The organism is Paenibacillus sp. FSL R10-2788 (assembly GCF_038003885.1).
Classification (GTDB): Bacteria; Bacillota; Bacilli; order Paenibacillales; family Paenibacillaceae; genus Paenibacillus_AQ; species Paenibacillus_AQ odorifer.
Map to the genome: position 1 here is coordinate 6,153,371 of NZ_JBBOQA010000001.1, position 13,145 is coordinate 6,166,515.

General features: G+C 41.9%; 11 protein-coding genes and 1 pseudogene. 1 reads left to right on the plus strand and 11 read right to left on the minus strand.

Translation table 11 applies throughout. The features are described 5' to 3' along the window. Positions 1 to 101 precede the first annotated feature (101 nt). Positions 102 to 1,286 carry an oxalate decarboxylase family bicupin gene (locus NSQ50_RS27300; RefSeq protein ID WP_036680311.1) on the plus strand — a complete coding sequence of 395 codons (1,185 nt, stop codon included), beginning with the start codon at positions 102 to 104 and terminating at the stop codon, positions 1,284 to 1,286. Positions 1,287 to 1,304: 18 nt separating this feature from the next. Here the strand turns inward: NSQ50_RS27300 and arsC are convergent, their stop codons facing one another. The 11 genes and pseudogenes from arsC to NSQ50_RS27355 all read right to left on the minus strand — a co-directional run bounded on the left by arsC (position 1,305) and on the right by NSQ50_RS27355 (position 13,033). Beyond that, positions 1,305 to 1,724: an arsenate reductase (thioredoxin) gene (gene arsC / locus NSQ50_RS27305; RefSeq protein WP_036680313.1), complete on the minus strand. Its 420-nt coding sequence runs from the start codon at positions 1,722 to 1,724 to the stop codon at positions 1,305 to 1,307. Between the two features lie 21 nt (positions 1,725 to 1,745). Continuing rightward, a complete protein-coding gene (locus NSQ50_RS27310; RefSeq protein ID WP_036680316.1) occupies positions 1,746 to 3,035 on the minus strand; it encodes an arsenic transporter in 1,290 nt (429 codons plus the stop codon). Positions 3,036 to 3,163: 128 nt separating this feature from the next. Beyond that, positions 3,164 to 3,490: an ArsR/SmtB family transcription factor gene (locus NSQ50_RS27315; RefSeq protein WP_036680319.1), complete on the minus strand. Its 327-nt coding sequence runs from the start codon at positions 3,488 to 3,490 to the stop codon at positions 3,164 to 3,166. Between the two features lie 81 nt (positions 3,491 to 3,571). Further along, positions 3,572 to 3,988, minus strand: a complete 417-nt coding sequence (locus NSQ50_RS27320; protein WP_081383647.1) for a GNAT family N-acetyltransferase — start codon at positions 3,986 to 3,988, stop codon at positions 3,572 to 3,574. 27 nt (positions 3,989 to 4,015) lie between these two features. Next, complete coding sequence (locus NSQ50_RS27325) at positions 4,016 to 5,359, minus strand: sensor histidine kinase (protein WP_081386940.1); 1,344 nt, start codon at positions 5,357 to 5,359, stop codon at positions 4,016 to 4,018. Further along, positions 5,360 to 6,027: pseudogene (locus NSQ50_RS27330) on the minus strand (response regulator transcription factor). A 28-nt stretch (positions 6,028 to 6,055) separates the two neighbouring features. Beyond that, positions 6,056 to 8,017, minus strand: coding sequence for an ABC transporter ATP-binding protein/permease (locus NSQ50_RS27335; protein WP_036680322.1), 1,962 nt, complete (start codon positions 8,015 to 8,017; stop codon positions 6,056 to 6,058). Positions 8,018 to 8,384: 367 nt separating this feature from the next. Then, entirely contained in the window at positions 8,385 to 8,903 is a 519-nt protein-coding gene (locus NSQ50_RS27340) for a DinB family protein (RefSeq protein ID WP_036680360.1), read from the minus strand. A gap of 167 nt (positions 8,904 to 9,070) precedes the next feature. Continuing rightward, positions 9,071 to 9,727 carry a response regulator transcription factor gene (locus tag NSQ50_RS27345; protein ID WP_036680324.1) on the minus strand — a complete coding sequence of 219 codons (657 nt, stop codon included), beginning with the start codon at positions 9,725 to 9,727 and terminating at the stop codon, positions 9,071 to 9,073. Beyond that, positions 9,705 to 12,086, minus strand: a complete 2,382-nt coding sequence (locus NSQ50_RS27350; RefSeq protein WP_036680325.1) for an ATP-binding protein — start codon at positions 12,084 to 12,086, stop codon at positions 9,705 to 9,707. The genes NSQ50_RS27345 and NSQ50_RS27350 overlap by 23 nt, the downstream gene beginning before the upstream one ends. A 137-nt stretch (positions 12,087 to 12,223) precedes the next feature. Beyond that, on the minus strand, positions 12,224 to 13,033 hold the full coding sequence (locus tag NSQ50_RS27355; protein WP_143758642.1) for a CPBP family intramembrane glutamic endopeptidase: 810 nt from the start codon (positions 13,031 to 13,033) through the stop codon (positions 12,224 to 12,226). Positions 13,034 to 13,145 lie beyond the last annotated feature (112 nt).

Genomic DNA, 13,145 nt, shown 5'->3' on the forward strand with positions numbered 1-13,145 from the left:
TACACATGTCAACTTGTACCACTTCTGCTATCCATCATAAAAGACAGCATTCCGCATATATTTTCATTGAACGCTTAAGGAACAAGAAAGGAGAACATCTTATGACTTCTGCTGGACAGGATTCGGCAAAAAAAACAAACATCCCCCAGCCCATCCGAAGCGATGGCACAGGGGGATTAGATAAAGGCCCTCGCGATGTTATGCGGGATCTTGAGAATCCGGATATGTTCGTTCCTCCGGTGACTGATGCGGGCCTGGTTCCCAATTTGAAATTTTCTTTCTCCGATGCGCATATGCAGCTTAATCATGGTGGCTGGTCCAGAGAAGTAACCGTCAGAGAACTCCCTATCGCAACTACACTGGCAGGTGTGAATATGAGCCTGACCCCCGGTGGAGTACGAGAGCTTCACTGGCATCAGCAAGCGGAATGGTCTTATATGCTGTTAGGCCGCGCTCGGATTACTGCTGTGGACCAGAATGGGCGGAACTTTATAGCAGATGTAGGACCTGGTGATCTATGGTATTTTCCGCCGGGTATTCCTCACTCTATACAAGGTCTTGAAGAAGGCTGCGAATTCCTCCTAGTCTTTGACGACGGGAGCTTCTCCGATCTGAATACCTTGTCTATTTCCGATTGGTTCGCCCATACGCCCAAAGAGGTTCTTTCAGCTAACTTTGGAATACCTGCCGAGACCTTTGACTCCATCCCCACTGAACAGGTTTACATTTATCAGGATCAAGTTCCCGGCTCATTACAAAGCCAAAAGGTGCAGTCGCCTTACGGAGAAATTCCACAGAGTTTCAAACATTCGCTATTGGCACAGCCTCCATTGAAGACTCCTGGCGGGAGCGTCAGAATCGTTGATTCCAGCAACTTTCCGATCTCCAAGACCGTGGCTGCTGCACTGGTAGAGATTGAACCTGGAGGAATGAGAGAACTCCACTGGCACCCCAACAACGATGAGTGGCAATATTATCTTACCGGAAAAGGACGGATGACTGTGTTTGCCGGAAACGGTGCGGCACGTACCTTTAATTACAGGGCTGGCGATGTTGGGTATGTTCCTTTTGCATTTGGACATTATATTCAGAATACAGGAGAAGAATCGTTGTGGTTCCTCGAAATGTTCAAAAGTGACCGTTTTGCCGACGTCTCTCTGAACCAATGGATGGCTCTCACTCCCCATGAATTGGTTCAAAGTAATTTGAACGTTGGGCCCGAAGTGACCGATGCCTTACGGAAAGTGAAATGGCCAGTGGTGAAATACCCTAAGTTAAAAGAATAGGTTACTTCCTCCCTTTGCTTATTCACCAGTCTCCGCAAAATGTTTGATTCTATCTCCAATCTGGTCACGCACACGCTGGAACACTGCCCACTTCTCTTCATCCGTCCCTTGCGCTTTTGCCGGATCATCGAAGCCCCAGTGTTCCCGTTTGACCTTCGGAGGGGTCATTGGACATTTATCCGCAGCATCTCCACATAAGGTAATGACTAGATCCGCGTTGTTCAGCAGATTAGCATCAATAATATCCGAGGTCTGGCCCGTGATATCTATGCCTACTTCGCTCATGGCTTGTACAGCTTTTGGATTTAGACCGTGAGCTTCAATACCTGCACTGTACACGCTCCATTCTTTTCCTAGATATTGCTTAGCCCAGCCTTCAGCCATCTGACTTCTGCAGGAATTCCCTGTACATAAAAAATAAATTGTTTTCTTGTTCATCTTGATCTTCCCCTATTCAAATTAGTTAATTAACAACCACATATAAAGACCTAAAAGCGTAATAAATAACGTTGGAATGGTTAAAATAATACCTGTCTTAAAATACGTTCCCCAAGAAATCTTCACGCCTTTAGCCGAAAGTACATGTAGCCACAGCAGTGTGGCGAGTGAGCCAATCGGAGTGATCTTCGGTCCTAAGTCCGAACCTATAACATTCGCATATATTAAAGCCTCTCTAATGATTCCAGTGGTATGCGTCGCATCAATGGCAAGCGCGTCAATCAGAACGGTAGGCAGATTATTCATCAGCGATGAGATCAATGCAGCTATGAAGCCCATACCCATCGTTGCGGCAAATAAGCCCTGATCAGCAATAGACCCAATCATCTTAGCAAGTAAATCCGTCAGCCCAACATTTCGAAGTCCATATACTACGACATACATTCCAATGGAAAAGAACACAATCGCCCAAGGCGCTCCTGTAATCACTTCTTTCACCTTGACGTAAGGGCTTCTTCTCGCGAGAAGCAGGAACAAAATAGCTATGATCCCCGCAACCACAGATACCGGAATACCCAAAAATTCGCTGACAAAATACCCTACCAAAAGAACAACCAATACAATCCATGACAGCTGGAACATTTTTTTGTCTTTAATCGCCTCATGCGGATCTTTTAGCTGTGAATCGTTAAAGTGCTTGGGAATACTTTTGCGAAAAAAGAAATAGAGCACCACGATGCTCGCCACAAGTGAGAACAGCGTAGGTATGATCATCTTGCCTGCATACTCCATAAACGTAATCCCGAAAAAATCCGCCGATACGATATTGACCAGATTGCTGACCACGAGCGGCAGTGAGGTGGTATCGGCAATAAAACCGCTGGCGATAATAAACGGAAATACTTTTTTCTCATCAAAATGCAGCGCCCTTACCATCGCAAGCACAATAGGCGTAAGAATCAGAGCCGCTCCATCATTCGCAAAAAATGCAGACACTAATGCGCCAAGAACGATGACATACACAAACATTCGTCTGCCATTCCCGCGGGCAGCCCGCGCCATATGTAAAGCAGCCCATTCAAAAAATCCGATTCGATCCAGAATTAAAGAAATCAGAATAATAGCCACAAACGCTAAAGTAGCATTCCATACGATCTGCGTTACATCCAGAACATCATTAAAGCTGACTACCCCAGCTAGCAAAGCTATGATCGCGCCACCGCAGGCTGACCATCCAATCGATAAATTCCGGGGCTGCCAGATTACAAGGATTAAAGTTACTAAAAATATAAGGATAGCTACAATAGCCAAAGTGCCATCCCCCTTTTACTGCCAATCCACATCTTTTTCAACACTCCTATATAAGCATGTGACTTCAATCCAACATCATTATATAACTATATGGTTATATATAAATCAAAAAAATCCTTACCTGAAATTTAGTCGCAGCATGGCTCTTTAGCCTCTTTATTCAGTTCAGCCAATATCGATTTGGTACTAGGCATCTGTTGAAGAACAGCCTTAAGATGTGGTTTATCCTCGACATTTAACGAATAATGTACCCACTGTCCCCGCTTGCTTTCCCTAACGATTCCTCTACTTTTCAATTTCCGTAAATGCTGGCTAATCGCCGGCTGGGAAATGTCAAAGATATCAACGAATTCACACACGCACCATTCCCGCTCTTTCAGAAGAGAAAGCATTGCCAATCGGGTCTTATCTCCGAATAGCTTCAAGTCTTCAGCAATTTCCGTTAGTGTCTGCATTCCTTCTCTCCTCCTTTCGAAAGTATATAAGCTAATACTTATATTCTAGTGAACTTACCAGTGGGAAGCAAGAGTTAATTTTTAGCGGGCTACCGTCCACTCATGCTCCAACATACTGAACATCAAAGAATCCCGCCACCCATCTTTAATAAGTAAAGCATCCCTTAATCTTCCTTCATAGGTCATACCTATCTTGGTGAGCACCTTGGATGATCCACTATTCCTAGGGTCACAGGTCGCGTATATTCGATGTAGTTGCAGTTCTTCAAAACCGAACTTTAACATCCGTTTGGCCGCTGCTGTAGCGACTCCCTGTCCCCAGGCATCAGGATGGACAATATAGCCGATTTCGCCGCTTCTGTCCGTATGGCTTCTAATGTTTAATTCAATCATGCCGATCAAATGTTCAGTTCCTACTGCAACTATGGCTTGCGCGAACCGAGTTCTGGGAACTTTTTGAGAGTCTTCTAGTGCTTGGTTTACAAATGAAAGGGGCAGCGTTAGCCTTAAGCTTCAGCTCATTAACTATTCATAGGGTTGAGAGATAGGGATCGAGACGATAAACTGGGTTCCTACCCCAACCCTGCTCTCCACTTCTATTTTACAATCATGCATTTTTAGAATTTTTAAAACAATGGATAATCCAAGTCCATTCCCTTTATGAACGCTGCTCCGCGCTTTATCCACCATATAAAAACGATCAAAAATGCGGGGCAATGCTTCCTCTGGTATGCCTTGACCAGAATCTTTAATAGAAACCTTCACAAACGCTATAGAACGCTCGATTTCGACATGAATGATACCCTCTTGGCTTGTATATTTTATAGCATTATTGATTAGGTTTTGCCAGACTTGATCAAATAAATCTTTATCCACCGTAATTTCGCAGGGCGATAAATCTAATTCTATCTGAATGTTTTTCTGTGCCCATTGGGGTTCCGCCAGAACGATCGCTCTTCTTAACTGTTCATCCAACTGGAAAGTGGTGAGATTAACCGGATGATGTTCTGAATCGAGCGAGGCTAATCTAAGCAGATTGTCACTTAGGCGGGATAAGCGCAGCGTTTCCTGATAAATAATATCCAGATGCTCTTTTTGCTCTTCTACTGGAACGACACCATCTTGCAGCGCTCTAGTAAACCCTCTAATCGACGTAAGCGGAGACTGCATTTCATGAGAGACATTGCTGACAAAATCATCACGAACTGAATCTATCTTTTGCAGCTCACTAGCCATATGATTAAAGCTTTCCATCAGTTCCCCGAACTCATCTTGATTTTTATGCGTCAATCGTACAGATAAATCGCCTGATGCCATTTTCTTAGCAGCTTCCGTCAGACGTTTGATAGGCTTCACAATGAAACCGGATATCAAGAGAATCAGTAAACTTCCGATGACTAAAACCGTTAGAAGTGTAAAAAATACGTTACGTCTGAATGTGATCAAGCTCGACGAAAAATCAATTTTAATGATGAGCGCAGCTTTCTCCTTATCTACGATGGGAATGCCAACAATAGCAACACCAGACTTATCATTAAGCATCACTGCGTCTGTGGAGTCTGGCTTAAATAGAGCGGCAACCTTCTCCTTATCCACTGAAAAAACAGCATCACTCCACTCATTCACTCTCACTTTCGCAATATCGACACCATATTTATTGAGTAGTTTAGTAAATGCCTGTGTTTTTTCCGGATCATCGATTAGGGTAAGCACTTTGGCTACGTCTCCAGCTACTCTAATGAAGATATGGTTTGGGGTCACATTATTTTCGGAAAACCGTACATTTAGCAAAAAAGAGATCATTAAGCTGACGATCACAATCCCAATGAACGTAATGACAATACGCAGACGCAGGCTTTTTTTCAACATTTAGGCCAACTCCAGACGGTATCCAAGTCCTCTTACCGTAGAAATAATTAGCTCAGGAATCGATTCCAATCTTTCTCTCAGACGTTTGATATGCACATCTACCGTACGCTCGTCGCCTTCATAATCGACACCCCAAATATTTTCTATGAGCTGAGAACGCGTGAATATTTGCCCTGGCGAACCCGCCAGAGCAAATAACAACTCACATTCCTTTTTCTTCAACTCCACCGTTCTCTGAGCCGCAACAACTGTCAAATTCCCCAGATCAATCATCACTGCGCCTAATTGAATCACACTCGAGGAGGTTAAATGATATCTTTTTAATAGTGATTTTACCCGCAGGACCAATTCTATGGGATCAAACGGTTTGACTAAATAATCATCTGATCCGGCATTAAATCCTCTGACTTTGTCCTTAGATTCTCCTCTAGCTGTAACCATCAGAATTGGAATATCGATATAAGATCGGATATCTTCGGTCAATTCAATACCATCTACATTCGGCATCATTACATCTACAATCGCCAAATCGATCTTTGTATGCGCTAGAATGTCTAATGCCTCTTGACCGTCTGCTGCTTCCACTACGGAAAATTGGTTTTTTCAAGATATAATCGTATTAATCTACGGATATGAGAATCATCATCCGCCACTAGAATCGTGTTCATCTCTCAATTATCCTCTCCGCTAACCTATTTATTCATATCGTAGAGATTCCATTGGATCCAGTTTGGCAGCCTTAGAGGATGGCATCAAACCGGCGATAATACTAATCAGGGTACTCACAACGATCCCAAATAACACATAATAACCGGATAGATTAATAAGTTTCACTCCAAAAGCATTGTCCAAGAAAATATTTAACACATAACTAATGACAATAGCAAAGAGTACCGCAAAGATACCGCTGAATACACCTAATAAAGCTGATTCAGAAAAGAATATACGCTTAATATCTTTTTTCCTTGCGCCAATTGCCCGAAGAATCCCGATTTCCTTAGTCCGTTCCACTACACTGATATATAGCACAACCAATATCATGATCCCTGATACGAGAAGTGAAATCCCGGCAATACCAGAGAGAACTATAGTAGCCATATTCACATAAGTTGTGATTCGCTCCATGATTTTTGCCGATTGAGAACCTGAGAACCCAGCATCAACAGCGGCTGCATTAATATCATTCACATATTTCATATCGGTTGCAAAAGCATTAACTTGAATTGGACCTATTGTAATCCCCTTGTCAGCATACATTTGCTCCAAAGTCTGCGCTGGAAGATAACCCGTGGGTTGCATTTGCGCTCTTGGATCAGTGCTTTCATAAATACCAGAGATAGTGACTTCTTGTTCCAATGTGACCGGTTTATGCTTAGCATCCATTTCATTAATATATAGATGAATCGACTTCCCTACCAAAGACTCTGGACTGTCGTTTCCGCTTAATTTACTTGCCGTTTTCACGGGTAATAATATCTCTTTGTCCTCTGGAAAAGCCCCTGCGGTAATCGTCTCTTTAGCAAAAGCATCCGTTAAGGTAGTTAATTGTGTAAGACTAACCGTCTGATCTGCATAAACCATAGTAGATTTGCCCGAAATGGAAGTGATGGTTTCTACATAATCAACATTTGGAATATTTCGAATGGTTTCAATATCGGCAGCCGTAAACGTTTCGCCCGGCAACATCATTGCCTCTGGACCTTGCATGCCTTTAGCTTCTTCACTGGGTTTAGTTATATCCACGAGTAAAGGATCCATACTTGAATTAATTTCGTCATTCATATAGTTCGTAATTCCATTCCCTAAGGAAAGCATCAACAGTACGCTTAAAATACCAATAGACCCACCCAAAGCTACCAATACATTACGTTTGGCGTTGAGCTTCATATTCTGCAGAGCCATTTTAAAAGATGCAAATAAACTGAGATTCCGGGATGACCCCTCTCCTCCATCGTAACTAATCAAGGAGCGGTCCTTTAACTGAATATCATCTTTAATCCGTCCTTCTTCCACCTTTACGATACGGGTACCAGAGTCGGCTACTTTCTGTGAGTGGGTCACGGTAATGACCAATATCCCTCTTTTGGCTATGCTGTCCAATAAGGCTAAAATTTGATCGCCGGTATCCTTGTCCAAGGCCCCTGTAGGTTCATCTGCCAAAATAATATCAGGATTATTCGCTAGCGCGCGGGCAATGGACACTCTTTGCTTCTGTCCACCGGACAGCTGATTGGGACGTTTTTTCAGGTGCTCTTTCAAGCCTACCTCAGTCAAAATATCTATAGCACGTTTATTGCGGTCCTTCTCACTGGTATCCGTCATCTGCATCGCCACTGTAACATTCTCCAAAACTGACAGATGCGGGATCAGATTGAAATTTTGAAAAACGAAGCCAATATTGTTCTTGCGATAATCATCCATTTCCTTTTCGGTCATCGTGCTTAAATTCTTTCCGCGGACAAGGACCTCGCCCTCATAATCGGAGTCCATTCCCCCAATGATGTTCATCAGTGTGGACTTTCCGCAGCCAGACTCACCTAGAATAGAGACGAATTCACCTGTCTCAAAGCTTAGATTCACATCATGGAGTACTGGCACCTTTTCTTTACCGTACAAAGTATATGATTTCTTTACATGTTTAACTTCTAATATTTTCATTTGTTTCTCTTCCTCTCCTGGTCATGCTCTATATCTCTTTTGATGTTTCATATCCTAACAAATTTGTGTGAACTGATAATGAACTGGATAGCCACATGGAAGAGTCAGAGCTACAGCAGATATTTAGGTTAAGCAATATAAAAAGGCGAATTCACACTCAAAATGAGTGGAACTCGCCTTTTCTATTCGGCTTATTTTCAAAAGAAATTAGTGCATGAGGTAATAAGCTAATCCTCCAACTTGTTTGCCGGCGTAATAAACGATGTCTATAATCACCACTGTTAATACAAATTTCGAGAGCAGCGGATATTTCCTAAATAAAGGCTTTATATTTTTCTCTATGTACTCCATTCGCGCGCTTCCTTTCTTAAGCTAGTGCTCTTTTTCGGATCAGCCTAATCTGGCCTCTATGATTGATTTCATCCTCAAAAACGTGAAACCACATAAAATAGTAGTTCGCAGGTTTGTTATGCCAGAATTCCTCTTCAGTATATAACCAATTATCATCGACGGTTGCGAATAATTCATAAGTCTTTTGTCTAACTTCATTTAGGCGATCTAAATAATAGCTTAGGTCATTCCCCTTAATATTCGCTCGTCCTTCGTCGCCTAAATTTAATGCTGGTCCCCATCTCGTTAGCTCTTCTTCAGACAAATCTCTTTGCTCAAACGTTGCCACTTGATATGCAAATTCTACAGCAGCGTAGTGCAATAATAACGCTCCAATAGAGTTACTCTGAGCATCCAATAAATAATCCAGTTGTTCCGCAGTTAGACCCTTAACGGCTTCTAATGTTGTATATCTTGCATAGTTCATCATGGATAAAAGTCGGCTGATTTGCGGGGAGTAACCTGGGATATCTGTAATCAAAAATATTTGGTTCATGTCAATCATATGGATGTTCCTCCTTGATTTCTTCAGAATAATACTCTAAATACCTGAATGGTTCAGAATTATGAATTACAGGTAATGACGATCAAGATGCAAAAGTGAGGTGCTTAACACATGAATAAAACTAACAAAACTATGTATTGGGTTGTATGGGCTTCAACTTAGAAAGTCTCCATCCTAACAAGACCTAGTCGCTTCCCTTCCACTATAGCTTCGGATCTGGAATGTACACTAAGCTTCTCAAAGATTCTCGTCAGGTTATACTCTACAGTCCTTTGTGACATTAAAAGCTTGCTGGCTATGTCTTTATTGCTTTTTCCACTAGCTACTTCTTGGAGTATTTCCTGTTCTCTTTGATTAATGGACACTTCTTCAAGCAGCCGATTATCCCGGTGATTAGAAATCTTGATATCATTTCTTCGTAGCTGTTTAAGTAAAGACACCGGAATGACCGCCTCATTCCTTAGTGCACAACGAATGGTATTTAACAACTGTTCTCGGGAAGCTGTTTTAGAGATAAATCCTGTGACCCCTGACTCCATCAAAAGATTATAATGAGCACTGATCTCATATCCGGTATAAATCACCACTTTAGATTCAGGATCACGTTGAACGGCTCTTTTGGCGAATTCAAGTCCGCTGATCGTAGGCATGTTGAGGTCGCATAAGATCACATCAAATTCTTGTTGCTCAAGCCTATCCAAAGCTTCCAACGCTGACAAAACAAAAGTAACCTCCATATCCGCGTCCTGCTCAATCATAGTTTTGGTTCCTTCTCCGACTGAAGGATGATCATCAACCAACAAGATACGTATCATCGTCATCGCCTCCTCTGTGCTTTTCTTCTACAAAAGCCATTGTCGGTAAATAAATAATAACCTCCAGTCCCTTCCCTTTCTCCGAGGTAAAAGTGCACTCCCCCTCTAAGCTAGCAACACGTTCTTTGATTCCAGACAGGCCCATATGCTGAAAAGATTCCCTGATATCAACTATATTCATGCCAATCCCATCATCCTTATATCGAAAATAGAGGTGCTCTTGCTGGTCCAACTCAATTTCAATCTGATTCGCCTTGGCATGTTTCCCGGCATTCCGCAGGAGCTCCTGTACTATTCGATACAACGCAATCACCAGGTCTTCACTTAGCTCACCAATCGGACTGGATGTAAAGGTGATAATGTAGTTGGACTGCAGCTGGGCATACTCAAACAATAGTTCCAGTGCCTTCACAATTCCGGTCTCTCTTAGCAGCGGTGGACGTAGTTCATTGCAGGTCTCCCTAATCTGATATATCACATCCAGAAGTCCCTCTTTAATCTGAAGCAGCTCTGGCAAAATATCCGCCTCAATATCATGATCGGAGATCAGTGTTTCCAGCCTGCGAAGCCAAATGAGCTGATCCTGAAGAGCAGAATCATGTAAATCCGCCGCCAGCTTTCTGCGTTCTTTCTCTGATAAGTTAAAGATCAGGCGTAGAACCCATGGTGCTGCATGTAGCTCTTTTTTCATCTCTGCTTCAAGGTCTTCAATCAAGCCTTCAATAAGATATAAATTCTCATAGACAATACTCGCATAATTTGCGAGGGTATTTAACCAGTTAAGCTCATCCGAATTAAGCTTTGTATGGTTCTTCTTATGATCAATCCAGAGGAGATGAAATTTTTTTTGGTGACGTCCGATTACGAGTAAGATCCCCTGTTTGAGTTGAACTACTTCTCCTACCTTAAAAACTGGAGATTTCGATACAAATTCTATGTTGATCTCTTGGCCCGAATTGTCGACTATTTGTTCGAGGTTACTCATATCCTCATCTCTCTCAAAAAAAGCAGACCGACTAACCGGTAAAATCTCATTGATTTCCTTGTAAATTGCAGCCTCCAAATCAGACCGCATCATAACCTTGGAGATTTGCTTCGAGAATCGCTCCAGACTACCTTGATAATGATAAAGCTCACGGAACAGTTTAGGCCGGAAATAATAATCTATTTTCTCCTTAAAGAATAAAAAGATTGTAATAGATAAATATACAACCAAAAACATCTGAATCCATTTGATCCAATCATACTCTTGCCTGCTCTGAATGATCGCAAGTACGGCTACAATCATTAGCGCCGGAAAAAAAGCAATTAATAAATAATATTTAAACCGATTAAAAGCGAAATCAATATCAAATAGTTGCCTAGCTGTCAGCAGATAAAAATAAGTAACTGGCATCAAAAACAAAAAGATCGTAGTAATTTCGTAAGGAATCAGGTTGACCCCAACAGCAATGGGTGCAGCTGAGACGAGAACAAACGGTGTAAACGCAAGGATTTGTCCGGTAAGCATAATTTTAAACATCGATTTAAGCGCTGTGCTTCGATAAGCAAGGTATAAATATAGCAGCTTAAATATGCTGTAAAAAATCCCAAAAACAAAGAACCCAATAATAATTAACCTTACAAAGGAATACAAAGATCTATCCCAGGAGTAAACCATTAGACTGGAGGTGGAAAATAGGCTTAGTAAAATGACCAGGCCATAGTATATTTTGATTACAGTAGTAGATAGAACTAATACATCAAATCGTTTCAGATATACTTGGAGAAAGTGAATAAAAACCAGTGGAATTAAAGGCAACACGCAACCCATCGCGATTCTACCAATAAGATCAGATCTACTTGAGGCATATCCCGCAAAGTAAGTTATTCCGACTAATAAAAAGAATAAAATCAGCAGCTCTACTGAGCGATCCCCGCTTCTCCTGCGGTATAATAGAAGGCTTAACACTGCCAAAAAAACAAATGTCGCTCCAGGGACTACAAGCTGGGTAAACGTATGATATATGGAGGATTTATTCTCAATATCATAATGCAAAGCAAGTGGAGCACCCCCCTTGGAGTTACGAAGAAGGTCAACGGATTGAACCTGAGTTAAGCTTCCATATCTAACAGCTTCGTCCACTTTGTCAATCGGTTTCCCATTAACCCGTAATAAGATATCCCCTTCCCTTAAATTCTGTTTATACCCTTCGCTAAAAACGTCTGCCTCAGCAATATAATATTGCCCTCGTTCATTCTGCTCCAGACCAACGCCAAGCAAGATATTAGAGTGAATGACCCCCACAAAATGAATAATAAGAAAAGCAAAAATGCAAAGTAACCCTGATATGAATAACTGGCGGAGTTTTACTGTCATTTCAAATCCCCCGAACGAACAAAATTATACATATCTCTATTCTTAGTTGGTATTCCCCTACCATTTTATATGAATCACACAGGAAATTATATACTTTTATGCATGATATTCCTTCCCTTCTAAATGTCCGCATTGAATTATAGCTCTATTCTGGCTTTTTGCTGTTTCACTCTGTGGTTTCGATTCAGAATCCATATAGCTGCGCACCCATATAAAATCATTGGAACCCAACCGCTCTCCCCGGCCACATACTCCAACATAGGTGAAGAACTGACAGTAATATTGTGCAAAACACTATCTACAGCATTATTAGTTCCGTGTAAAAGCACTGCCGGCCAAATACTACCGGAGGACAGACGCAGTTCATTTATAATGATGCCCGCAAACATAACAGATAAGGTAAAGAGCACCACCACGAGCCAGCGGCTTCCAGAGGAATGATAAGCACGCGGCCCAAGAATCCCCGGATAATGCCATATAGCCCAGATTAAGCCCATTGTTACACTAGAACTTACTCTTCCCATCCATTGAAAACGCGGGAGCAGCCAGCCCCTCCAACCGATCTCTTCCCCCAAAGCAGATAACGAACCAAGGACAATGTAAACGAGCAAATATATAACAATCTCGATCCATGAATCTGGAGGAATTAAGCTTGAAGTCCATTCCATCCAATAGACAGCATAACCCGCTCCCAGTGAACCTAAGGGAATAACTAAAGCCAATATGTATTCTTTGCCTCCCCTAAATTTGAAGCCCAACCTTCTCCATCCCTCAGCACTGTATCCATCTCTCACAATCAGAAACATCATGATACATACTGCGAAAAAAGGAGTAAACCCATACAGACCCTGTGCCGATTCCGGAAGCAGTAACATCCCTAACGCCATTGCCCATACGATAATAATAAATAGTAGAGATTGTTTCTTGTCTGAGAGCAATATTATCACCTGCCTTTTTTAGATATAAGGAACTACATTTTCCTATTTAATCCAATTGTATATAAACTGGCAGGACGTTTCACCGAAAACAACGTTCGCTAAAACCACAATTCTTTTGCGG

Bases quoted from the DNA above. Each gene is read 5' to 3' on its own strand.
- NSQ50_RS27300 (WP_036680311.1), top strand. From the start codon at position 102: ATGACTTCTGCTGGACAGGATTCGGCAAAAAAAACAAACATCCCCCAG.
- arsC (WP_036680313.1), bottom strand. From the start codon at position 1,724: ATGAACAAGAAAACAATTTATTTTTTATGTACAGGGAATTCCTGCAGA.
- NSQ50_RS27315 (WP_036680319.1), bottom strand. From the start codon at position 3,490: ATGCAGACACTAACGGAAATTGCTGAAGACTTGAAGCTATTCGGAGAT.
- NSQ50_RS27325 (WP_081386940.1), bottom strand. From the start codon at position 5,359: ATGTTGAAAAAAAGCCTGCGTCTGCGTATTGTCATTACGTTCATTGGG.
- NSQ50_RS27335 (WP_036680322.1), bottom strand. From the start codon at position 8,017: ATGAAAATATTAGAAGTTAAACATGTAAAGAAATCATATACTTTGTAC.
- NSQ50_RS27340 (WP_036680360.1), bottom strand. From the start codon at position 8,903: ATGAACCAAATATTTTTGATTACAGATATCCCAGGTTACTCCCCGCAA.
- NSQ50_RS27345 (WP_036680324.1), bottom strand. From the start codon at position 9,727: ATGATACGTATCTTGTTGGTTGATGATCATCCTTCAGTCGGAGAAGGA.
- NSQ50_RS27350 (WP_036680325.1), bottom strand. From the start codon at position 12,086: ATGACAGTAAAACTCCGCCAGTTATTCATATCAGGGTTACTTTGCATT.